Source organism: Dyadobacter sp. OTU695, from assembly GCF_038440355.1.
In the GTDB taxonomy this organism is placed as follows: domain Bacteria; phylum Bacteroidota; class Bacteroidia; order Cytophagales; family Spirosomataceae; genus Dyadobacter.
The window spans coordinates 1-22,498 of the sequence record NZ_JASATN010000007.1 but is presented as its reverse complement, the minus strand read 5'-3'; the positions used below and the strand labels follow the sequence as shown (position 1 = coordinate 22,498).

The 22,498-nt window shown below is 50.6% G+C and carries 15 protein-coding genes; 3 read left to right on the top strand and 12 right to left on the bottom strand.

Going from position 1 to position 22,498, the window contains the following annotated elements; genetic code table 11:
• Positions 1–37 precede the first annotated feature (37 nt).
• From AAHB90_RS14685 to AAHB90_RS14665, 5 genes are all read right to left on the bottom strand, one after another.
• A complete protein-coding gene (locus AAHB90_RS14685) occupies positions 38–946 on the bottom strand; it encodes a helix-turn-helix domain-containing protein (protein WP_342085961.1) in 909 nt (302 codons plus the stop codon).
• Between the two features lie 237 nt (positions 947–1,183).
• Positions 1,184–1,453, bottom strand: a complete 270-nt coding sequence (locus AAHB90_RS14680) for a UBP-type zinc finger domain-containing protein (RefSeq protein ID WP_342085960.1) — start codon at positions 1,451–1,453, stop codon at positions 1,184–1,186.
• Positions 1,453–3,114 carry an FAD-dependent oxidoreductase gene (locus tag AAHB90_RS14675; protein WP_342085959.1) on the bottom strand — a complete coding sequence of 554 codons (1,662 nt, stop codon included), beginning with the start codon at positions 3,112–3,114 and terminating at the stop codon, positions 1,453–1,455. Before AAHB90_RS14675 ends, AAHB90_RS14680 begins: the two co-directional genes overlap by 1 nt.
• Before the next feature lie 32 nt (positions 3,115–3,146).
• Positions 3,147–4,547, bottom strand: a complete 1,401-nt coding sequence (locus tag AAHB90_RS14670; RefSeq protein WP_342085958.1) for an ATP-binding protein — start codon at positions 4,545–4,547, stop codon at positions 3,147–3,149.
• 111 nt (positions 4,548–4,658) lie between these two features.
• The gene (locus tag AAHB90_RS14665; RefSeq protein ID WP_342085957.1) at positions 4,659–5,033 is read right to left on the bottom strand and encodes a hypothetical protein; all 375 of its coding nucleotides are present in this window, start codon (positions 5,031–5,033) and stop codon (positions 4,659–4,661) included.
• A 135-nt stretch (positions 5,034–5,168) separates the two neighbouring features.
• Here AAHB90_RS14665 and AAHB90_RS14660 point away from each other — a divergent pair, with 135 nt between their 5' ends.
• From AAHB90_RS14660 to AAHB90_RS14650, 3 genes are all read left to right on the top strand, one after another.
• Positions 5,169–5,942 (top strand): DUF72 domain-containing protein, encoded by a 774-nt coding sequence (locus AAHB90_RS14660; RefSeq protein ID WP_342085956.1) that lies wholly within the window; start codon positions 5,169–5,171, stop codon positions 5,940–5,942.
• A gap of 184 nt (positions 5,943–6,126) precedes the next feature.
• Complete coding sequence (gene ligD / locus AAHB90_RS14655; protein WP_342085955.1) at positions 6,127–8,844, top strand: DNA ligase D; 2,718 nt, start codon at positions 6,127–6,129, stop codon at positions 8,842–8,844.
• Between the two features lie 63 nt (positions 8,845–8,907).
• Entirely contained in the window at positions 8,908–10,350 is a 1,443-nt protein-coding gene (locus AAHB90_RS14650; protein ID WP_342085954.1) for a glycoside hydrolase family 30 protein, read from the top strand.
• Positions 10,351–10,612: 262 nt separating this feature from the next.
• Here the strand turns inward: AAHB90_RS14650 and AAHB90_RS14645 are convergent, their stop codons facing one another.
• The 7 genes from AAHB90_RS14645 to AAHB90_RS14615 all read right to left on the bottom strand — a co-directional run bounded on the left by AAHB90_RS14645 (position 10,613) and on the right by AAHB90_RS14615 (position 22,223).
• Positions 10,613–14,158 (bottom strand): VCBS repeat-containing protein, encoded by a 3,546-nt coding sequence (locus tag AAHB90_RS14645; protein ID WP_342085953.1) that lies wholly within the window; start codon positions 14,156–14,158, stop codon positions 10,613–10,615.
• A gap of 12 nt (positions 14,159–14,170) precedes the next feature.
• Positions 14,171–14,596, bottom strand: a complete 426-nt coding sequence (locus AAHB90_RS14640) for a hypothetical protein (RefSeq protein WP_342085952.1) — start codon at positions 14,594–14,596, stop codon at positions 14,171–14,173.
• 126 nt (positions 14,597–14,722) lie between these two features.
• Positions 14,723–16,165, bottom strand: coding sequence for a RagB/SusD family nutrient uptake outer membrane protein (locus AAHB90_RS14635; RefSeq protein ID WP_342085951.1), 1,443 nt, complete (start codon positions 16,163–16,165; stop codon positions 14,723–14,725).
• 44 nt (positions 16,166–16,209) lie between these two features.
• Positions 16,210–19,647: a TonB-dependent receptor gene (locus AAHB90_RS14630; RefSeq protein WP_342085950.1), complete on the bottom strand. Its 3,438-nt coding sequence runs from the start codon at positions 19,645–19,647 to the stop codon at positions 16,210–16,212.
• A gap of 130 nt (positions 19,648–19,777) precedes the next feature.
• Complete coding sequence (locus AAHB90_RS14625) at positions 19,778–20,767, bottom strand: FecR family protein (RefSeq protein WP_342085949.1); 990 nt, start codon at positions 20,765–20,767, stop codon at positions 19,778–19,780.
• Between the two features lie 21 nt (positions 20,768–20,788).
• Positions 20,789–21,343 (bottom strand): RNA polymerase sigma factor, encoded by a 555-nt coding sequence (locus AAHB90_RS14620; protein ID WP_342085948.1) that lies wholly within the window; start codon positions 21,341–21,343, stop codon positions 20,789–20,791.
• 82 nt (positions 21,344–21,425) lie between these two features.
• Positions 21,426–22,223, bottom strand: coding sequence for a glycerophosphodiester phosphodiesterase (locus AAHB90_RS14615; protein WP_342085947.1), 798 nt, complete (start codon positions 22,221–22,223; stop codon positions 21,426–21,428).
• Between the last annotated feature and the right edge of the window lie 275 nt (positions 22,224–22,498).

The following is a 22,498-nucleotide window of genomic DNA, read 5'->3' as shown; positions in this document are numbered from 1 at the left end:
TTTGCGGGTTTCAAATCAAAACTTACGAAATTCAAATCTAAGCCCTGAATGCCCGCGGACTCACCGCGGTATGTTTCTTAAAAAGGTTGTTGAAATGCGAAGCTTCCTCAAAACCAAGGCTATATGCGATCTCGGACACATTCCAGTCGGTATGCTTCAAAAGGATCTTGGATTCCTTAATAATCCGCTCAGTAATGAGCTCGGTGGTCGTTTTGCCTGTAATCTCCTTTAAAACCTTGTTGAGATAGTTGACGTGAATCGAAAGCTGGTCGGCATAATCCTTGGCCGAGCGTAAATTCAGCTTCTGATGGGGCGGCTCAACCGGGAACTGGCGTTCAAGCAATTCAATGAAAAGGGAAGAAACCCGCTTGTAGGCATTCGTTTCAGTAAAAAGCGAAGTGGCTGGCTGCAACTTCTGCCCGAAATGGATCAGCTCGATCACATAGTTACGCAGCAAATCATATTTGTACGCATAATCCGATTCGATTTCCCGGAACATCTTCCTGAAAATGTATTTAATGTCCTCGATCTGCTCGTCGTTCAGGAAAAAGATCGGGTTACCACCCGGCTTAAACACCGGCAACTCGCGGAGGCGCACGCCGCTGTTGTCCTGCGTGAGGAAATCTTCGGAGAAAATACAGAAGAAACCGGCTTGGTTTTCATCCTGCGGCACATAATTGTATGGGATAAGCGGTGTGGCAAAAAGCAATGCATTATGCTCGATATCAATCACTTTGTCGGCATACTCCGCCCGGTTGCGTCCGATAATGAGGCTGATTTTATAGTAAGCCCGCCGGTTGTAAGGCATTACCCGGTTTTTCGCTGCTACACGGTACAGCTCGTCGGTCCTGAAAATATTGAAATGCCCCACCTCCTTCTGAACCGGCCCGGGTATCAGCATGGAGGTATCCTTATAGAACTGTTCGATCGTCGCAGATTTCGTCATGGGGCAAAGTTACGAAATTCAAATGAGCGGGCGGGATGGATTTTAATTTTTGAATGACCGAATGATTGAATGACTGAATGATTGAATGATTGAATAGTCATCAGGTCAGAGATAGTCATGAATTGTCATCATTGTCGTTAGAAAGAACAATACCTGACCAAACTTGACTTTACTTAACCAATGCATTCACTAAGTTCCCGGCGGCTCATTCAATCATTCAATCATTCAATCGTTGACTCATTCATACTCCACAAACGCCTCGTCCTCATAGCACCACAACCACTTCTCGCCGGGCTCGGCCGAGGACGCTACCGGGTGGCCGGTGTGGTGGAAATGCTTGGTCATATGCTTGGCAGGCGAGCTGTCGCAGCACAGTGTGGCGCCGCAAGTCTGGCATGTGCGCAGATGCACCCACCAGCCGTCAACTTTTTTACATTCCTCGCAAACCAACTCCCCGGCGACCTTAATCTGTTGAATATCTTCTATATGCTTACAAACCTGAGCCATTACACTTCGCTTAAATATTGGTGAACAAAACTGATGGACATCGACCCTTCGCCTACTGCTGAGGTAACCCGGTTCATCGCACCGGCACGCACGTCACCCGCGGCAAAAATCCCTGGCGAACTCGTTTCGAGCAGATACGGGTCACGATCGGCTTTCCATACCTCCTTGAAATTCTCGTAGTTCTTCATCTCCCGGCCGGTTTCGATAAAACCCTTCTTATTTTTGATGATTTCAAGGCCTACCCAATCGGTATAGGGTTTGGCTCCGATGAAAATAAACAGCGCGTCGGCGGGAACAATACGCTCCTCACCCGTATTCAAATCAACGAGTTTGAGCTTTTCAAGATGGCCGTCGCCCTGGGCTTCGACGATCTCGGTGCAACCCAAAACACTGATGTTGTCCGTTCCGGCGATCTGATCGATCAGGTAGGATGACATCGATGAAGTGAGATCGTTCTTTCTAACAAGAATATAGACATTCCTGGCGAATTTGGACAAATACATCGCCGCCTGTCCGGCCGAGTTACCACCACCAAGTACATATACGTCCTTGTTGCCGCATGAACTGGCCTCCGTGCTTGCTGCGCCGTAGTAGATACCTTTTCCCGTAAAATCCTCGACACCTTTTGTTTCGAGCTTGCGATAATCGACGCCGGTCGTAATGACAACCGCCTTCGCATTTACCTCATTACCGTCTCCCAGCACGACGGTTTTGTATTTATCCTTTAATTTAATCTCCTTCACAAACTGCGGCGAAAGGAACTCGGTCCCAAAACGGGTCGCCTGTGTGATCGCGCGGCGCGTAAGTTCGGCCCCGCTCAGCCCCGTTGGAAAACCAAGATAGTTTTCGATGCGCGAACTCGTGCCTGCCTGGCCACCAGGCGCTTTCCGCTCGATCAATAAAGTACTTAGACCCTCCGAGGCACCGTATACCGACGCGGCAAGCCCCGCCGGTCCGGCGCCAATGATCACCACGTCGTAAATCTGCTGCTTCGTTTTCGCATTCAACCCGATGCGCTCTGCGATGTCGATCAGCGAGGGCGTTTTCAACAAGGAACCATCCTCAAATATCACCGCAGGAAAATCGACCGGGCAAAGATTATTACTTTGTGAAATCTGCCTGCCGGTTTCATTCGATTCGGCATCGAGCCACAAATAGGGCACCAGGTTACCGGCAAGGAAATCCTTGATTTCGTGCGCTTTGGGTGAAAACTGATAACCTATCACTTTAATTCCCTTGAATTCGGGACGGTAGTTGCCCTGCCAGTCGCGAAGCAGCTCGTCGATGGCCGGGTAGAGCTTTTCCTCTGGCGGGTCCCAGGGTTTCATCAGGTAATAGTCGAGCTGCACGTCGTTGATGGCTTTAATAGCCGCCTCGGTATCCGAGTAAGCCGTCAGCAGGACTCTTTTGGCGAAAGGGAACATTTTCATGGCCTTTTGCAGGAAATCGACACCCTGCATTTCGGGCATCCGCTGATCAGAGATAAACATCGCGATCTCGTCACCGCGGTTCTGTAATTCGAGCAGGCTCTCCATCGCCTCCGCCACGGAGGTTGTGCTCAGTATCCTGTATTTTTCACGGTAATGAGATTTCAGGTCGCGGCTGATCGCACGGAGTACCTGCGGGTCGTCGTCAATCGAAAATATAATGGGCAAAGCCATGGGAGCTTCTATTAAATTGTTGAGAATTAAAATTAGCCATTAAATGGGAAACAAACCTCGAACTCCGTACGTCCGGGTTGAGAATGGAGCGTGACCGTCCCGTGGTGCTGACGCACGATCCGGTTTACGACGTCGAGGCCAAGCCCCGTCCCTTTTCCAACCGATTTGGTCGTAAAAAAAGGGTCGAAGATCTTGGAGCGTATCTCCGCCGGAACGCCGGGTCCATTGTCACAAATCGTCACTTTCACAAACTCCTTGTCACGGCGAGTGATGATGGTCAGCTCCGGATCAGCCTGATTTTCAAGCGCATCGATCGCGTTGTCGATCAGGTTCGTCCAAACCTGGTTCAGCTCGCCTACCATTGCCTTTACGGGCGGTAGTGTCAGGTCGAAATCCTCTACTACCTTGACGTTACCCTTTTTCAACTTGTAATTCAGCATGATAAGCGTGTTGCGGATGCCCACGTGGATGTCTACGTACTCGCGCTCGCCCCCGCGGTCCATGTGCGTGAAAGTTTTCACGGATCCTACCAGTTCGGCAATGCGTTTGGAAGCTTCCTGAATATCGGCCACCATCCGCTCGGTCGTCAGGCTGTTGTTGATCCAGGTCAGCACCGGTGAAAGATCATCGTGGTTGATCTTTCCTTTCAATTCTTCCAGATCATCCTCGCCTACCCCGAATTCCACGAGATTATCTGCAATGTCCTCGCAGCCGTCGATACTATTCATATCCAGCCAGTCGAGGATTTCGTCTTCCTTTTCCGAACGCTTCATCATCGAGAGCACCGGACGGTTCGTATTGTTCAGCAAACGCACCATTTTATCATTGAGCATGTCAATCTCCTCGTGCGACAAATGGATCGAAAGCAGTGATTTGAACGAATCCGGTTGCATGAGTAAATGCTCCTTCAACGACGCAGAGCTTCGCACAATGGCGGCCGCCGGGTTGTTCAGCTCATGTGCGAGCCCGGCCGACAGCTTTCCGAGCGCCATCATCTTCTCATTCTGCTGTTCAAGCTCGGTGAATTCCCGTACGCGCGAAGTCATCACGATCACCAAAGCCTGGGTAAGTTCGTAATGCGAGGTGACCATTTCCCGTAGCAACTCCTTCGGAAGGGTCATCAGTTGCGCCGTTTCCAGGCACACACCGTATGCAATGGCTATTTTGCCCCTCGAAAACGGTAAGATACCGGTAACGGTACCCGGCAACAGTTCGGAGATTATCTGTTTGGTGTTGGCCTGGACCCGGTACAGTTCAATCCTTCCCGAAAAAATCACATGCGTGCCGATGAGCGGTTCGCCGGGACGGATCATCATATCGCCTTCCTGCAACTCATAATGCCGGCTGTTGTCGATCATCCATTGTAACTGGCTCTCAGGTACATCCTTGAAAACCTCGATCGCCAGCAAATCCTGAACACTGATATCCTTCATGAACGAATGCGGTAATGGTGTAAGTTTAAATGCCAATTTCGAAATAAATCGCCATTAACACCGACTTTTTTGGCCTCTTACATCGGAATAGCCAACAAATAACTGCATTCGTCATACAATCCCGCCCGTCACCACGCGGCTGTAAATCTTGTATTCAGGTAGCCCGCCGATGATCTCTGCCAGGCTCACTTCCACCCAATCGCGGTTGTTCGGATGCACGAATGCACCGTTGCAGGCGGGAAAAAGCTGTCGCAGTCTTTCAAGCGACTCTGCGTCGAGGTTGATCTCCTCATGCCCGAGCTCTGTTGACAGATAATGGCCGGTACAGAGCCCAAGCGAGGTTTCAAATTCGATTTTCACCATACTACCCACGATTTCCTGTTGCATGATGTCGAGCACTACCTCCTCCCGAAGGTCATCGGCCGTGCCCAGCGTTTCCTCCTGGTCACCCAGGGTGTCGACCCCCGGAATATCGATAACTGCCATTGGTTTCTATTTTGTTTGAGGTATTTAGGTTTCAAAAACCATTCCTCTTACTATACCGACGCATTACTTGCTCTACCGATAATCAATCGGTACGATTATTGCTTTTAATCGCTGCACAACGAACTGAAAACGAAAGTGGAGCAAAAAATACACATCGGCACATCCGGATGGAGCTACAAACATTGGAAAGGCATTTTCTATCCGGGAAATGTGAAACCTGCGGAATACCTGACATTTTATGCCCGACATTTCCCCGTTTCGGAGATCAACAACAGCTTTTACAAATTGCCATCGAAAGAAACGGTTGAAAAATGGGTGGAAGCCGTGCCCGAAGGCTTCCTTTTTTGTCCTAAAATGAGCCGGTACTTGAGCCATCTTAAAAAGCTCCACGATCCGCAAGAACCATTACAGCGGTTTTTCAACATTTTCGGTTCGTTTAAAAAGCACCTGGGTCCTATCCTCATTCAACTGCCCGCCAACTCGCGGTTTCATTTGGAGGTAGCAGAAGCATTTTATGAAGAAACCGACCAGTACAGCGGCTTTCGTTTCGCGTTGGAAGTGCGGCACCCTTCCTGGTTTTCGGAAGAAAGCATTCGTTTGATGAAAAAGCACCGTATCAGTCTCGTTTTCTCACAAGCCGACCGGTTCCCCTACCACGAAGAAATCACTGCCAAAGATATTTACCTGCGTTTCCACGGCCCGACATCCCTGTACAGCTCACCCTATTCCGACGATGTCCTGGAAGACTACGCCGAAAAATTCGCCAGCTGGGCCGAAGGAGGCCACGAAGTCTGGGTATTCTTCAACAATGACGTAGGCGGCCACGCTCTGGATAATGCGAAGAAGTTGCAGGAACTCGTTGACGTCCGGATGCAGGAGTTGACGATGTGGAATTTAATGAGTGAATGAGTGAATGATTGAATGATTTGATGAGAAAGTCAGGGATAGTCAGAAATAGTCAGATGTAGTCATGAAATTGTAAGGATTCGGATAGTTAATTTTTCATTCATTCACTCATTCAAAATTCACTCATTCCACGTTCCACGACTAATCATTCAATCATTCAGTCATTCAATCATTCAACATTCCCACCATGAGCCTTACCAAATACAACGAAAAACGTTCCTTCGACAAAACTCCTGAGCCGAAAGGTGGTAAAGCTGCCAAAGAAGAGCTCATTTTCGTGATCCAGAAACACGATGCCTCCCGCCTGCATTATGATTTCAGACTGGAAATGGACGGCGTGCTTAAAAGTTGGGCGGTACCGAAGGGGCCATCTACTGATCCGTCGGTGAAGCGGCTGGCGATGATGGTGGAGGACCATCCTTACGATTATAAGGATTTCGAAGGCATTATCCCCGAGGGCAACTATGGGGCCGGAACGGTAATGGTCTGGGATTTTGGCACTTATGAGCCACTGGAAGAGGTGAACGGCAAGCTGAAAGGCGTAAAAGGGAAAAAAGCGCAGGAAAAACTGGCCCTTAAAGAGCTGTATTCGGGCTCGCTGAAAGTGAAACTGAACGGCAAAAAATTGAAGGGGGAGTATGCGCTCGTGAAAACCAAAGGGATGGAGGAGAACGCCTGGCTGCTCATCAAGCACCGCGATTCGTTTGCTTCGGAAGACGATATCACAGAAAAAGACCGCTCCGCCGTTTCCCGCCGCACTTTGCAGGGAATAGAAAAAGACGGGGACGCGGTTTGGGAAAGCAATCACGAAGAAAAGAAACCTGCCAAAACAAAGTCAGCCGGCAAAACAGAGGCCAAAGACCCTGCCGAAGACGCAGCGGTGGAAAAAAAAAGTCCGGACGCAGACGTAGCGGCGATCCTGAAAAAGGGAAAAGAGCAAAAATTTCCGGCTGACCTGCAGCCCATGCTCGCCACGCTGGTCGATGGGCCATTCGACGATCCCGGCTGGGAATACGAGGTCAAATGGGATGGTTACCGAGCGCTTGCTTACCTTAATAAAGGCGAGGTAACGTTGCAATCGAGGAACAAAAAGTCGTTTAACGACAAATTCTATCCTGTTTATCAGCAGCTTGGCGAATGGAAAATCAATGCGGTGATGGACGGGGAAATTGTCGTGATCAACGAAAAAGGGCTTTCCGATTTTAACGCATTACAAAACTGGCGCAGCGAGGCCGATGGCGAGCTGGTGTATTATGCATTCGATATTCTCTGGCTGGAAGGCAAAAGCCTCATTCATTTGCCGCTTACCGAACGGAAAGCCATTCTGCAAAGCATTGTAGACGAAAATAGCCCTGTTCAACTCGGTTACAGCATCGCAGCCGACGGCAAGGCGTTTTTTGAAGCAGCTCAAAAAATGGGGCTGGAAGGCATCATCGCCAAAAAATCCGACAGCGAATACTATCCGGGCATCCGCACGCGCGACTGGCTGAAAATCAAGATCAGCAAGCGGCAGGAGGTCATCATCGCAGGGTATACTTTGAATGAAGGCTCTTCGAAGCTCTTCAGCGCACTGCTGCTGGCAGCTTACGACAAAGGTGAGCTGCAATATGTCGGCAAAGTGGGCACGGGTTTCAAGGAAAAACAACAAAAGGAGATGATGGCGCTTTTCAAACCACTAATTACCAAGAAAAGCCCTTTCAAGGAAACACCGGATTATAACAAACCGTCGCGCTTCCGGCCGAACCCGCCCCACGCGAATGCGACCTGGCTGAAACCGGAGCTCGTGTGCGAGATCAGTTTTACGGAAATTACCCAGGATGGCGTATTCCGGCATCCGTCGTTTGAGGGAATGCGGGAAGATAAATCGGCCAAAGACGTCGTGCGGGAGGTAGAAAAACCTGCGGAAGAAGTGGTGGAGGAAATCGAAGCCAAGAGTGAGAAAATCATCAAGAAGCCCGCCAAAGCGAAAAGAAAAACGCTTTTGAATCCCAAAGAAGAAACGCAGGTGAGAAAAATCAACGGCCATGAAGTGAAATTTTCCAATTTGGGTAAACTGTACTGGCCCGATGACAAAATCCAGAAACGCGAGCTGATTAACTATTACTACCAGGTCGCCCCATTCATTTTGCCTTACCTGGAAAACCGTCCGCTCTCGCTCAACCGGTTCCCGAACGGCATTAAAGGCAAAAGCTTTTATCAGAAAAATGTCACCGGCAAAGTGCCGGACTGGATCGAGACCACGCCCTATGTTTCGGAAGGCGAGAACAAAAACTTCATGCTTTGCAACGACGAAGCTACATTGCTCTACATGGCCAATCTCGGCGCGATCGACGTGAATCCCTGGAATAGCCGCATTGAAACGCCCGATAATCCCGACTGGTGTCTGCTCGACCTCGATCCCGACACGACTAACACGTTTGAGCAGGTGATCGAAACGGCCCAGGCCATTAAAGGGCTGCTCGATTCGCTGTCTGTTCCGTCCTATTGCAAAACTTCCGGCTCCACGGGCTTGCACATTTACATTCCGCTCGGCGCAAAATACAGCTACGACCAATGCCAGCTGTTCGCAGAATGGGTCGCCGGGCAAGTGCAGCACCAGCTCCCCGATTTCACCAGCGTAGAGCGTATGACCAAAAACCGCAAAGGCAAACTATACATCGACTACCTGCAAAACCGTGCAAAAGCGATGCTGGCCGCACCCTACTCTGTGCGACCGAAACCCGGCGCCACCGTCTCGATGCCCCTGCATTGGGATGAGGTAAAAATCGGATTGCAGCTGAAAGACTTCACGATTTACAACGCCATCGAGCGGATCCAGCAGGAAGGCGACCTTTTCAAACCCGTTTTAGGTGAGGGAATCGACCTGGAAGAAGTGATCGAAAAAATGGATGTGACAGCGGGTTAAAGTAAAAATTTTCCTACTTTTTAAGCCCTCAACTCACAAGCTCTCATTCATAAACCTCGCCGCATGAAAATCATCAATCCTAAACCTTTGTTACTGCTCGGTATCTGTTTGCTAACCTCCCTGATGGCCCCTGGCCAATCCCAAAAGGTCGGTTTCTGGCTTACCAATCCTGATAAATCGGCACTCTTCCAGCAACAGCCCAGTCTCAGATTCTGGAAAATGTCGAAAAATGCGCCTCCTGTTGAATCGACGGTCGTCCATATGAACCCCAGGCGGAAATACCAGGTGATCGACGGGTTCGGCTTCACGCTTACGGGTGGCAGCGCGCAGCATTTGATCGGTATGAGCCCTGCTGCCCGCACGGCATTGCTCAAAGAGCTTTTCTCGACAGCCGGCAACGGCATAGGTATGGCCTACCTGCGCGTGAGCATCGGTGCATCCGACCTGAACGAAAAGGTATTCTCCTACAACGACTTGCCGCAGGACCAAACCGATCCGGAGATGCAGCATTTCGATCTCGGTCCGGACCGGAAAGATGTGATCCCGGTTTTAAAGGAAATCCTGGCCATTAACCCGAAATTGAAAATCCTCGGCTCGCCCTGGTCGCCGCCGGTATGGATGAAGGACAACGGCGATACCCGCGGCGGAAGCCTGAAACCGGAATGGTATGATGCTTATGCGCGGTATCTGGTGCGGTATGTGCAGGATATGAAGAAAGAAGGCATTCGCATCGACGCTATTACCGTTCAGAACGAGCCTTTACACCCTGGCAACAACCCCAGTTTGCTGATGCTCGCAAAAGACCAGGCCATTTTCGTCAAAAACCACCTTGGGCCCGCATTTGAAAAAGCCGGAATTGATACTAAAATCATTCTTTACGACCATAATGCCGACAAGCCCGAGTATCCGATTTCAATCCTCGACGACCCGGATGCCAAGAAATACATCGACGGCTCGGCATTTCACCTGTATGGAGGCACCATCGACGCATTATCGAAAGTCCACGACGCTCACCCCGACAAAAACCTCTATTTCACCGAGCAATGGATGGGCGCACCAGGCGATTTTGCCAAAGATTTCCCGAACCACATCAAAAATCTTACCATAGGCGCTACCCGGAACTGGGCCAAAACGGTGCTGGAATGGAACCTGACGAGTAACCCGCAAAACCGCCCCTTCACCGACCGTGGCGGATGCGACCGCTGCCTGGGCGGGATTACCATCGATGGAGACAAAGTGACCCGCAATGCGGCCTATTATGTGGTAGCGCATGCCTCGAAGTTTGTACGCCCCGGCTCGGTAAGGATCCCTTCGGAGACGAATGTGACGATCGGGCGACCTGCGGATGAAAAGTTGCCGAATGTGGCATTCCTGACACCGAACGGAAAAAAGGTGTTAATCGTGCTGAACGATTCGGATGCGGAGAAGAAATTCACGATCCAGGATGGCGCGCTCGTGACGAATGTTAGCCTGAAAGCCGGAGCAGTCGGGACGTTTGTCTGGTAAAAGTCTGTTGGCTTTTTATCGCAACGTATATGTTATTGCATGCCTGACGGCATTTCTGATAACCGCAACGACGTTTTTGCTACCAATATTACATGCCTACTGCATTTGAATGCATTGAACTGTAACCTCCACGTCGAGTCCAATGGAAAAAATCGCGTAGCGATGTAATATTGGTAACAACCAGTTAACCTTTAATGGTCAAAAATGCCGTCAGGCATGTAACAACAACGAGGATGCAGCTACAACTGGAATACGACAACCATCAAAACGCGACCTCTCGCGAACGCCCGCGAAAATCAATGGCCATTACTTTTTGCAATCCTTCCCGGGGCAACGCCACTCCCCTGCCCGACTGCGACAAATAGCCCGAACCGTACGCCAGTTCAATGCGCTTTTTTCGTCCATCGGCGTAGGTAGCTTCCAGCAATGCGTCCTCAAATGCAGGTTTGATATAAACCATATTGCTACGAACATCGCCGGCAAAAGCGAGCAGCGGACCATTATTTTGTGCAGCAACGACCATTGACTGCCCGTTGGCGAGCGTCAAATGCACCAGTCCTTTGGCGTCACCGGGAATATAAATGCCACTTTGGGCTGCACGGAGCGGCGCAAATGCGCCTTTGCCATTGCCGACCATGAGCAAACCATTCAATCCATCGAGCCGGCCGCTGATCGATTCTGTTGCGTGGCTGTTGCCGGAAAGAAGCAGGTCGAGGTGCCCGTCGTGGTTAAAATCTTCGGCGAGCAGGCCGTACACCGGCCCCATCTGGGCCGCAGCGGGCAGGTATTTCATGGCGAACTGGCCACCGCCCTTGTTTTCGAGCATGACGGATTGCATCGTTTCGCAAATCAGTTTGCTCGCATCCTGCAATTCTTCCGGCTTGAAAATGTCTGTAATTTTTGCTTTGGAATAATCGGCGTAGTAGACGAACCGCTTTTTGAGGAAGTTCATCTGGCTGGTCATTTCGTCACGCGGGTGTACCGGGTACAGGTCGTTGCCGATGTAGCGGGCCATTACCGGGTCCATGGTGCCGCTATGGTCGAAATCCTTGGCCAGTAATGTAAGCGGCTTGTCAATCGATGGCTTACCTTCACTGTTCAGGCCTACGTTGCCCAGCACATAATCGGTGTCGCCATCTTCGTCGAAATCGCCCGAAACGATGCTGTTCCACCAACCTGTTGTATTTTTCAAGCCGGTTTGCGTGCTTACGTTGGTCAGTTTTCCCTGGTTATTTTTATAAAAAACAACGGGCATCCATTCACCCGCAACGATCAGATCTACCCAGCCGTCGCGATCGAAGTCGGTCCATAATGCCGTGGTAACCATGCCAATATTTTGGATCTCGGGGCAAACCTGCTGCGTCGCGTCCACAAACCTGCCTCCTTCATTTCTGAGAATGTAGCTCTCACCGGGCATCGGATAAGCGCCGGGAGCGAGCCTGCCACCGATGAAGAGATCGAGATCTCCGTCATGGTCGAAGTCGGCGGCGTTTACCGTGGAGCCGCTCGCCGTTAGTGGCGGTAATGCATTGATATTGAGATTAAAATTCCCTTTTCCATCATTGACATACAGCCTGTCCTGATAGTAACGAGAACCGGCCTCGAACTCGTTGCTTCCGCTCACCACATACAAATCCTGATCCCCGTCACCTTCCGCATCGAAGAACAGCGAGCCCATATCCTCCTCATATTTCTGCCCGGTAACCAATGCTTTTGAAGTGAAACGCTGGTGCTTTCCCTGCACAAACACACGTCCCGACTGGTTGAATGCGCCTCCAACGTAAAAGTCATCGAGACCGTCGCCATTCACATCGCCGACCGCGATGCCCGGGCCGTTTTGGGATAACAAATGTGGCAGCAATGGCTGCACTTTGAAATCGATGTAGAGGTCGTCCTTGTGCTGAAAATCAATGCCGGTGCCGGTCAATCCCGTAAAAATGGGCGCATCTGCCGAAGCCGCGGCTGTTTTGGGATAGCCGGTGGGCGCATTACCCGTGGCCTTTCCGTGATCCAGTTCAAGTATCTGATCAGCTTTGATATTCTTCATAACCTGCATCCGGGCGTCAGGCCAAACGACCGTAACGCTATCGACTTTGGAAGCATTACCCACGCCGAAATGCACGCGGTCCGGCTCCATTGTCGACTGGTAGCCGCGGTAGGGAGAGTGCTCGGCGTACTGCTCTCCATTTGCCGTCCACAGGTGGATTTTTGCTCCAAAACCATCCCGGTTCAATGCGGGGCCTTTCAGTTTGACAGTCAGGAAATGCTGTTCCGGTTTCCGCTCGGAATGGTTCTCGTATAAAAAGGCTTCGCTATCGATGTTGTTCATCGCGATGTCGAGGTCGCCGTCGTTGTCAAAATCGGCATAGACGGCACCGTTGGAAAACGAGGGAATATCAAAGCCCCAGTCGGCGGATTTGTTGGAGAATGTCAGGTCGTGATTATTGGAGAACAAATAATTGGGCACGTGGGCGCCTTCTACTTTCTTCAATGCGTCGGAGAGTCGCCGGTTGTCGCCGTTGCCTGACCGCATTTGCATTTCGTACTCGGCCATGCGGTAAATCACAAAATCGCGGTTGGTGATGTCCTTGGGGTAGCCATTGGTAATCATCAGGTCCCGGAAACCGTCGTTGTCGTAGTCGGCGAACAATGCGCCCCAGCTCCAATCGGTGGCTTCCACGCCGGAATAGCGCCCTATTTCGCTGAAAACAGGTTGATTACCACCCGGCGCATTGCCTTCGTTGTGCTGTAATGTATTCCGCATGAATTGCGGCTCGTAGCCCATCCGCAGCTCCGACAAATGCCTGTCGTAGTTCATCAACCCGAACATATTCTTCCGGCGGACGGGATCCTGGGGCAGCATATCCACGGTGATGAAATCGACCAGACCGTCGTTATCGATATCGGCCGCGTCGTTACCCATCGCCGAATAGCTCTGATGCTTGAAATACGAGGCTATTTCGTTTTTGAACGTGCCGTTTTGCTGGTTGATATAAAGCAGGTCGTTCGACACATAATCGTTGGAAATGTAGACGTCCGGCCAGCCGTCATTGTTAACGTCGGTAACGGAAATGCCCAGGCCATAACCTTCTTCTAAAATGCCGGACTCTTTCGAAACGTCGGTGAATGTGCCGTTTCCATTGTTCCGGAAAAGGCGGTCGGCATTGGGAGAAGAGCCATCACCGACCTTCGGCCGGATATTGTTCGGGCCACGCATATTCATCACGTTAGTGACGAGGTAGGCGTCCAGATCTCCGTCGTGGTCGTAATCGAAGAATGCGGCCTGGGTGGTGTTACCGCTGTAATCCAATCCGTAGGCCTTTGCTTCTTCTTTGAATGTGTTGTTTTTCTGATTGATAAAGAGCTGATTCGCCAGCGTACCAACCTGTGCTGGCCCGGCCCGGCAAACGTAAATGTCGAGGAAGCCGTCGGCGTTGATATCCACCATGGCCACTCCCCTTGCCCAGCCTTCGGCTACCTGAATGCCTGATTTTGCCGTAATATCCTCAAATTCAATTTGCTGCCCCTTACTTTTATTGACATACAACCTGCTCTCGGTCATATTCCCGGTAAAGAACAGGTCGGTAAGCCCGTCGTTATTAATGTCGCCGGCACCTACCCCACCGCCATTGTAAAAATATTCGTAAGTAAGAATATTGAGTTGATCATCCTCGTGGAGCCGGTTGTTGAAATGGATGCCGGTTTCATCCGGAGACAGCAGTTCAAACAGCTTTTGATCATTTTTCTTCGATGTGCAGGCTCCGATCAGCCCGGCAATGCAAACAAATAAGGATAGCGGACGGGCCATGGGCGAATGCAGTTATTTCCCTGCATGAATTTTAGTAAAAAACCGGACTTCATACAGTTCCTGGTTCTTGCCCGGAAGATAAGGTTTCTGCGCCTTTTTCAAGATCAATTGCTCGTCCGAAAGCTTCACGATCTGAAAGCCGCTGAGCCTGTGGCCGGTCGAGTCGGTATAAACCAGTGAATCGGCGGATGGAAGCTGGTAGCGGTACTTTTTGAATTTCTCCTTTTTGCGCTCGATCATCACGCCATCCGCCCCATACTCGAACGTCGACCAGTGCTCGTCGAAAGTATTATTGGTAAAACTGAACCCATTCACAAAGTTTCTGATCGAATCCGTGCGCCACACGCCGGCAAGCGCACGTTCACGCGTGTTGCAGGCGGTGAGGTTAGCAAATGCGACGGCAATTATGATAAATGGCAGTTTGGGAAACAGAGTCATTAGGTCAACGAGTCATTTGTGTGTAAATCGACAAATGTCACGCTGAGCGCAGTCGAAGCGCTTGCGTTATCGCCACTATCCTTCGACTGCGCTCAGGATGACATGAACATCCTTCACGATCCTTTATTAGTAATTCGCATTCTGCTTCAAAACCCCATTGCTCAAATCCACCTCACGTTGCGGAAGCGGGAAATAGTAATGTTTGGGTTTGATAAAATTGCGGCTTGGCTTGAATGGCCCCCGGGCGATTTTATAATGCGCGGCGATGTCGATCAGCCCAGCTTTATCCCAGCGCATCAGATCCTGGTGGCGTTCGTTTTCTCCGGCGAGCTCCACGCGGCGCTCGTGCATGATGTCGGCCATTTTCGCACCGGTTTTGGCGGGCAGTCCGGCACGCTTCCTCACTGCATTCAGCTCGGTATCACCACTCTGGCTTGAACGTATTTTTGCTTCGGCGACCAGCAGATACACATCGGCCGAACGGAGAAAGGGCGCATTCAGGCTCTGGCTCATGTCGCCGGCATCGGTAAAGCTCGTGTATTTGCGGAACGAGTAGCCGGTTACACGGGTCATGTTGGCTGCAAATGTGGTCGTTCCCGCCGCCCCGCGGTTCACTTTGTCGCCCGGACTGTAAATGGAGTACGAGCGGCGCGGGTCGCCTTTTTCAAATTCTTGCACCAGGTCTTCGATCGGCTCATGGAAACCCCATCCTCCAAATGCCTGGGGCGTATGGTAAAAGGTAGGTGAATTGTCGGTAGTCCACCCGGTTTCATATTGCAGGGAGAAAAGTATCTCGGGGTTGTTCTCGGTCGTGAGTTGGAAGTTTTCATCGTAATTGCCGGCCAGCTTATAGGCCGCATTGCCGATCACCTTCTGTCCCGCCTCAATCGCTTTCGCCCAGTTTTCCTGATACACGTACAACTTCGTCAAAAACCCGTTCGCCGAACCTTGCGTAACCCTGCCCGCGTCGCCATCGGCATAGCTTACCGGCAACAGACTGGCAGCCTTCAGAAAATCCGATTCGGCCTGAGCACGAACTTCTGCGAGCGTTGCCTTGGGTTTGTTATAGTTGTTGTTCAGGGCATCGTCTTCGAGGATAATCGGTACTTCGCCGTAAATCAATGAAAGACGCCAGTACACAAATCCACGGAGAAAGTATGCCTCGCCCATGGTACGGTTACGCAATGCTTCGTCCATCGTCACTTTCGGAGCGTTGATCAGCACGGCGTTGGCGCGTGAGATCACCTCGTATTTGGTAGACCATGTAGCGAGAATGTGCGAATTGGCGGCATCGAATGTGAACATTTCGAGAGAAGTCTCGTCGGAATGGTCACCTGCGCGGTTCATGTCGTCAGAGCAGTTGTCGAAAGTGTATTCGGTGTGCGCAAAGCCGTCTTCGTTCAGCAACGGCGCGTAAATCGCATTGGTCGCGGCCACCACATCATCGCCGTTACGCCAGAATTGTTGAGAGGTCACCTGTCCGTATGGCGTGCTTTCAAGCAGGTCGTCGTTACAGCTGGTCACGGCCATCAGGAAAAGCCATCCGGCCAGTACATATATCTTTTTCATATCTGTTATATCTTGATATCAATTAGGGTTATTTCCCGTCCTGGTTAGAATGACAAAGTTGCGCCGATGGTCCACGTGCGCGCCTGTGGATACTGCGCGTAATCTACATTCAGCTGGTTGTACAATCCGGCCGCCTTATCCCCGCCTACATACCCCAGCTCGGGGTTTAGTCCGTTGTATTTGGTAAATGTGAAAACGTTTTGTCCGGTAATGTAAATCCTTGCCTGCGACAGTTTCACCTTCTCGATGGCCGTTTTTGGAATACTATAACCCAATGTGAAGTTTTTCAGGCGGAAGAAATCGCCTTTTTCGATAAACAGATCGGAAGGACGGAAGTTACGGTTCGGATTATCGATGCTCACACGCGGTACGGTGTTGCTGGTACCTGCGCCATTCCAGCGCTCAGCAGCTTCTTTATACAAATTGAAAGAGTAGCTCGCATCCAGGCCCTGCATACGGTCGGCATTGAAGATAGAAACCCCGCCTACACCTACGAAGAACAGGTTAAAGTCGAATCCTTTGTAATTCAGGCCTGCATTCAAACCGTAGTTAATTTTCGGCTGTGGGCTTCCGATGATCGTCCGGTCCTTGTCGTCGACAATACCGTCGCCGTTCAGGTCCATGAAACGAACATCGCCGGGGTGTATCTGTCCGTTGGTCTTACGGGAATCGTTAGCAATGTTGGGATCCGAGTCGATTTCCGCCTGACTCTGGTACAAGCCATCCGCTTTATAGCCGTAGAATGTGCCGTAAGGATTGTTCTCATACGTGCGCACGATCTCCTGTTGCCCGCGCCCATACAGTTGTGAAGCAAGGAAGCCGCCTGGCGTAGCGAGTTTGGTAATGCGGTTTTTTATCAATGTGGCGTTACCGCTTACGTTCAAGGTCAGTTCACCGAACGAGTGGCGGTAGGACGCCTCGATTTCCACGCCCTTGTTGCGCAGCTGGCCAATATTCTGGTCAGGAATAATAGAGGTACCGATTGTTCCGACAGACGGCGGCGCCAGCAGCATTTTTTTAGTGTTCTTGACAAAATAGTTGACTGAGACGTACAACGCATTCTTCCAAAGCCCCGCTTCCAGGCCAAAGTTGGCCATTTCGGCTGTTTCCCAACCTATTTGCAGGTTAGCCAGTCGACTCTGTGCTGCGCCCGATATCGGGTTTTGCGTACCGCCCGCACCCAGCGCATAGCGGTAGGACGAGTTAATCAATGCCAGGTACTGCAACGAATTGACGTTTTGATTACCCAGCTGGCCCCAGCCGCCCGTCAGCTTGAAATTACTGAACACCGGCAACGCGTTTTTAAAGAAAGCCTCCTCTGAAAGCCGCCATCCCAACGAGAATGCGGGGAAATATCCCCAGCGATTACCCGGTGCGAATTTGGATGAACCATCCGAACGGAATGTGGCCGTCAACAAGTAACGATCCATAAACGAGTAGTTGGCACGGCCAAACCACGAAGCCAGCGCATCGTAGCTGCGGTTACCGTCTTCCCCTGCCACCGAGACGATCGTTCCGGCATATTGCAGGTAGCGCAGCGTAGGGTCTTCGCTGGCAAAATCGCGGCCGCGTTGTTTGGCTGAAATGCTGTTGAATGTCTGTGAAGTATAACCGCCAACCAGGTTCAGGCTGTGCGCGCCGAATTTCTTGTCGTAAGAAAGAAAGTACTCCTGCAGGAACGACCAGTATTTACCATGTGTCAGGTCAAGCTGATTGTAGGAATTGGTACGAAACTGATCATTGATCTTCACGTCGAAATTCGTGCTCTCCGAAAAAGTCGCGTCCATGGCCAGGTTCGCGCGCAGTTTCAGACCTTTCAGAAGTTCCAGCTCGCCGGTAAGGCTACCCAAAATGCGGTTGCGGATATTGTTCTGGTCCTGGTTGTCGACGGTAAAAATCGGGTTGTTGATATCTCCAAATGCGCCGATGCCCTTTGTGGAACTGTAAGAACCGTCGGCATTGCGGATTGGCAGGCCCGGGTGGAAGCGGATCGCACTCCAAAGCAAACCTGTCTGCGATGAAGTTGTATTCGGTGAGGTGTTATGCGTATTCGTGAATTGCAGGTTCTGCCCTATTTTTAGCCTCGATCCGATCTTGTGATCCGAATTGACACGAAATGTATACCGTTTATAATAGGATTTACCGATAATACCCTTTTCATTATAATAACCGCCCGAAATTGAGAAGGACGAATACTTGCCACCACCGCGGATTGCCGCGTCGTAGTTCTGGGTAACACCTTGTTTGAGCAGCGCTTCCTGCCAGTTGGTTTTCTGGGTCTGATATTGCGCATCCTCCCATATCGGCGGCACGGGCAGGCCGTCGTTTTTGTATGCCTCCCGTTTCAATGCAGCCAGATCGGGTGCTTCCAGCATGTCAAGGATTTTAATGCGGTTGCTGATACCCGCATATCCGTTCACAGTTACGGCAATCGGGTTATCAAAAGTACCGCGCTTGGTTGTGATGATCACCACCCCGTTGGCCGCGCGGGTTCCGTAAATGGCGGATGCGGAAGCATCTTTCAGGATCTCGATGGATTCGATATCATTGGGATTCACGTCGTTCATCGAACCGGCAGGGACGCCGTCGATGACCACCAGCGGATCAGCATTGTTGACCGTTCCAAAACCCCGGATCTGGATCGTACCCGCGTCGCCCGGCGCACCGCCGTTACGGATCACGTTCACACCCGCCGCACGGCCTTGCAATGCCTGCTGGGCACCTCCGGAGGGAAGATTCTGAAAATCAGAACCTTTCACTGAGGACACCGCCCCAGTCACGTCCTTTTTCTCCTGGGTTCCATAACCCACTACCACCACTTCTTTCAATGCATTCTCATCGGGCGCCATCGAGATATTGATCACCGAATTGTTCCCCACGGCAGCATCCTGGCTCACATAACCAATAAAAGAAAAACGCAGCGTGGCACCATTATCCGGGACGCTGAGCTGAAACTGGCCATTCTGGTCAGAAACTGTGCCCTGCTGGCTCCCTACAATGAGGATATTTACCCCCGGAAGACCAACGCCCTTCTCGTCGACGACCTTACCCGTTACCGTGCGATCGGCTACCGCACCTGCCGTCGCGGCGTGAAACGGGGCTGCGCTTTGAGGATCGCTCTTTTTTCTCAACAGAATGCGCGAATTCCCAACGACTTCGTAAGAAACGTTCAGCGGCGTAAGCAACTGATCCAGCACCCGGTTCAGCGAGCCCTGAAGCTGTTTGGTAGCAACAGTGCTCCTGCCCTGGATACTGCCGGAGCTGTATACAAACTTAACGTCGGCCTGTTTTTCGATCTGGCGCAAAACCTGCCTGATTTCCAACGACTCGACTTTCAGCGAAATTTCCTTGTTGAGCAACTCCTGGCTATAAACGCCATGCGCCATGGAAATCCCGCAGCATATCAAAGCAAGCAAAAGTTGTTTAGCCGTAGCACTCATGACTTTGTAAACAACCCTTTTGAAGGGTATTTTTTTATGCATAATTTTAAAGGTTTTTGTGAACTGAACAACTCAAAAACAAACGGTATCCTTCTGCCAGGAAGGGTATTCAAACGGCCGGACATGTTAGCGCATGGCCGGCACTTTATTAAACTTACTTACTGTTTTCCAATCAGTTGCCACAACCTTCGCCAAAAACAAACAGCGAAGCACCGCGGCTTTCATATTCTACATTCACTGCCTTGCAAATCAGATCGAGCTGATCGAACATCGGCAGTTCGTTGAGATCACCCGTGAAAAGGCAGTTCCGCAGGACATCGCCTTCGACGACGATATCAATGCCGTAAGTCTTTTCCAGCAATGCCAGTACGTCAGTCGCAGGCGTTTCGGCAAACTCAAACCGCGCCACAGATTCGGCCTTCTTCACTGCCACCGGATTTCTGACGATTCCCAACTCCATTTTCCTTGATTCTTTATCGAACACGACCTTCTGGTTGGGCGTTAGGATAAAGCCGTTCTTGCCGGAAGTCTTGCTCGTCTCGTATACCGAAACCCGCCCGGTAGCAACCTGCACTTCTATCGAGCCGGCGCCATCATAGGATTTTACATTAAAACTTGTCCCCAGAACCTGTGTAGCCAGGTTTTCCGTGGAAACGATAAATGGCTTTGTCACATCTCTTTTTACCTGAAAAAAGGCTTCACCGTGCAGGTACACCATTCTTTTACGCTCCCCGAAATGTTCCGGATAGCTGATCCGGCTATTGGGTTGGAGGATGACCACGCTGCCATCTTCCAGGGTCAGGCGCTGGGGCTTGCGCGAGGTATTACGCACCGCAAAACCTTCATCATCGCTGTTCCAGATCGCACTTAATGCGGGGAAGTAAGTGCTTTGTTGGGGGGTATTATACCAAACAATACCCGCCAGCAGCGCTACCGAGGCTGCCGCCGCTGCCCACCAGCCTATCCTGACCGGTTTTCTTGTTGTATTGCTCAAAAGCTTCCGCCGGATACGCTGGCCGATTTCTTCTTTTTCGGATAGCAATACCTCCGAATCGTCCGCCGGATTGTCCCTGAGGTATTGTTCTACTTTTAAATCCTCCTCTACCGTCGTTTCCCCGGCGATATATTTCTCTATCAGTTTTTCGTAGCTATCAGGTGTCATTTGCGGAGGCGTGTATAGGTTTTAGTTGCTGGAATAATACATCCAGAGATTTTCTCTCAATGCTTTCAATGATTTGGTAATATGGTATTCCACGGCCTTCTCGGAGATATTCAGCTCCTCGGCAATGTCCTTTACGGGACGATTTTCGAAACGGCTCAACTGAAATACGCGGCTGGTCTTCTCCGGCAATTTGCGCATTACCTCATCCACCGCCCGCGACAGGTCGGAAAACTGCACGATTTCGTCTGTCGAGTAGGTTTCCTGAATTTTGTTGAGAATTTGGTACTCCTGATACTTCCGCCACGTGATTTGCGACTTGATGAAATTGGTCACCCGGTACTTCATCGCGATCACCAGATAGGTACTCAGGTTTCGGATTTCAGTATCGAGCCGTTTGTTCCAAAGACTCTCGAAAATGTCATGCACCAACTCCTCGCACTCTTCCCGCGATCCTACCTGATGATAGGAAATGCAGAACAGTTTATACCAGTAACGGTCGTAAATCTCCTCGAAAGCACGCTTATTGCTCTCTCGAAGCTGCGTCACCAGCTGTTCGTCGGTTAGAAATTTAGTCATGAGGGTGCTCCTTTACTCGGATCTGTATGTATAGTCAAACAACTTTCACAAACCCCTAAACAGAATGTAAGTTTTTTTTACACTATTTCAGGAGCTTTCTGAACTCCGAATCGATCTGAAATTCGGTTACACCGTATTCAAGCATGCGCTCGCAATCTTTTTGTGCATCGCCCATCATGTTCGCCGATTTGCGGTAATGAAATTTGTTGATCGCGGCTATGACACGAATTTTGTTTTCCCTCGCCCATGCTACATCCTCGCGCGTGAGACCGGCCGGCCTTTCGAATAGGTAATAATTCTCCGCCCGATAGCCAGATTTCCACATGTTCTCTTCCAGCTGTTTTCGGGAGCAGCTCAGGCGCACTTTGCCGGTAAAGAATGCGGTGGATTCGTCGGTTCCAATCATCAGGGCCGTTTCTTTGAGATGATACTTGTCCAGCATTTCGATCAAAGAGTAAAAAAGTGCGGAATCCAGCCCGGCGATCTTGTTGTCGAGCATCACGGCCATATTATTTTTAGCACAAAACCTGAACACATCTTCGAGAAGCATGGGATGGTTAGCGTCTACCTTGCTGGTAAGCTTGCGCGCTTGCGCCCAGCTTGTCTCCGTCACTTTGCGCGGATCGCCATAGAACCGCATAAAATCTGCGTCATGGTTGACGATCAAAACACCGTCGGTCGTCACGCGCATGTCCGTTTCGACCATCTTGTAACCTTGACGGGCGGCCTCTCGCAGTGCCGGCAGGCCATTTTCCGTAAAAGTACTATCCACTACCCCACCCCGGTGCGCGATCAGGTTTACCGTCTTACCCTGTCCATATACGTTCCCAACCAGCATTGCCGGAACAAAGGCGAGGATTAAAGAGAAAAGTTGCTTCATGAACGATTTATCTATGACTGCAAAGGTATCCACGGAATCATTTCCGCAAGCTTCCTTAACAATAACATAAAGTCAGCCAAAAAGGGCTAATCAGACACCGGATCACCGATTGCTAACTGACCCCAGCCTATCATTCAACAACTTTGGGAAGATCACTTTTACGTATTTGATTTGTAACAGTCATCCTGGCTACATCACACACACTCCATAGCTAGCACTATCCACACACTTTACTTTTCTTTCACCGCTGGTAAACAAAAAAGGGCCTTTCGAGG

Excerpts from the sequence above, each read along its gene's own strand:
- AAHB90_RS14685 (WP_342085961.1), bottom strand. The coding sequence starts at position 946 with ATGACGAAATCTGCGACGATCGAACAGTTCTATAAGGATACCTCCATG.
- AAHB90_RS14630 (WP_342085950.1), bottom strand. The coding sequence starts at position 19,647 with ATGCATAAAAAAATACCCTTCAAAAGGGTTGTTTACAAAGTCATGAGT.
- AAHB90_RS14625 (WP_342085949.1), bottom strand. The coding sequence starts at position 20,767 with ATGACACCTGATAGCTACGAAAAACTGATAGAGAAATATATCGCCGGG.
- AAHB90_RS14615 (WP_342085947.1), bottom strand. The coding sequence starts at position 22,223 with ATGAAGCAACTTTTCTCTTTAATCCTCGCCTTTGTTCCGGCAATGCTG.
- AAHB90_RS14680 (WP_342085960.1), bottom strand. The coding sequence starts at position 1,453 with ATGGCTCAGGTTTGTAAGCATATAGAAGATATTCAACAGATTAAGGTC.
- AAHB90_RS14675 (WP_342085959.1), bottom strand. The coding sequence starts at position 3,114 with ATGGCTTTGCCCATTATATTTTCGATTGACGACGACCCGCAGGTACTC.
- AAHB90_RS14650 (WP_342085954.1), top strand. The coding sequence starts at position 8,908 with ATGAAAATCATCAATCCTAAACCTTTGTTACTGCTCGGTATCTGTTTG.
- AAHB90_RS14640 (WP_342085952.1), bottom strand. The coding sequence starts at position 14,596 with ATGACTCTGTTTCCCAAACTGCCATTTATCATAATTGCCGTCGCATTT.
- ligD (WP_342085955.1), top strand. The coding sequence starts at position 6,127 with ATGAGCCTTACCAAATACAACGAAAAACGTTCCTTCGACAAAACTCCT.
- AAHB90_RS14635 (WP_342085951.1), bottom strand. The coding sequence starts at position 16,165 with ATGAAAAAGATATATGTACTGGCCGGATGGCTTTTCCTGATGGCCGTG.
- AAHB90_RS14670 (WP_342085958.1), bottom strand. The coding sequence starts at position 4,547 with ATGAAGGATATCAGTGTTCAGGATTTGCTGGCGATCGAGGTTTTCAAG.
- AAHB90_RS14665 (WP_342085957.1), bottom strand. The coding sequence starts at position 5,033 with ATGGCAGTTATCGATATTCCGGGGGTCGACACCCTGGGTGACCAGGAG.
- AAHB90_RS14645 (WP_342085953.1), bottom strand. The coding sequence starts at position 14,158 with ATGGCCCGTCCGCTATCCTTATTTGTTTGCATTGCCGGGCTGATCGGA.
- AAHB90_RS14620 (WP_342085948.1), bottom strand. The coding sequence starts at position 21,343 with ATGACTAAATTTCTAACCGACGAACAGCTGGTGACGCAGCTTCGAGAG.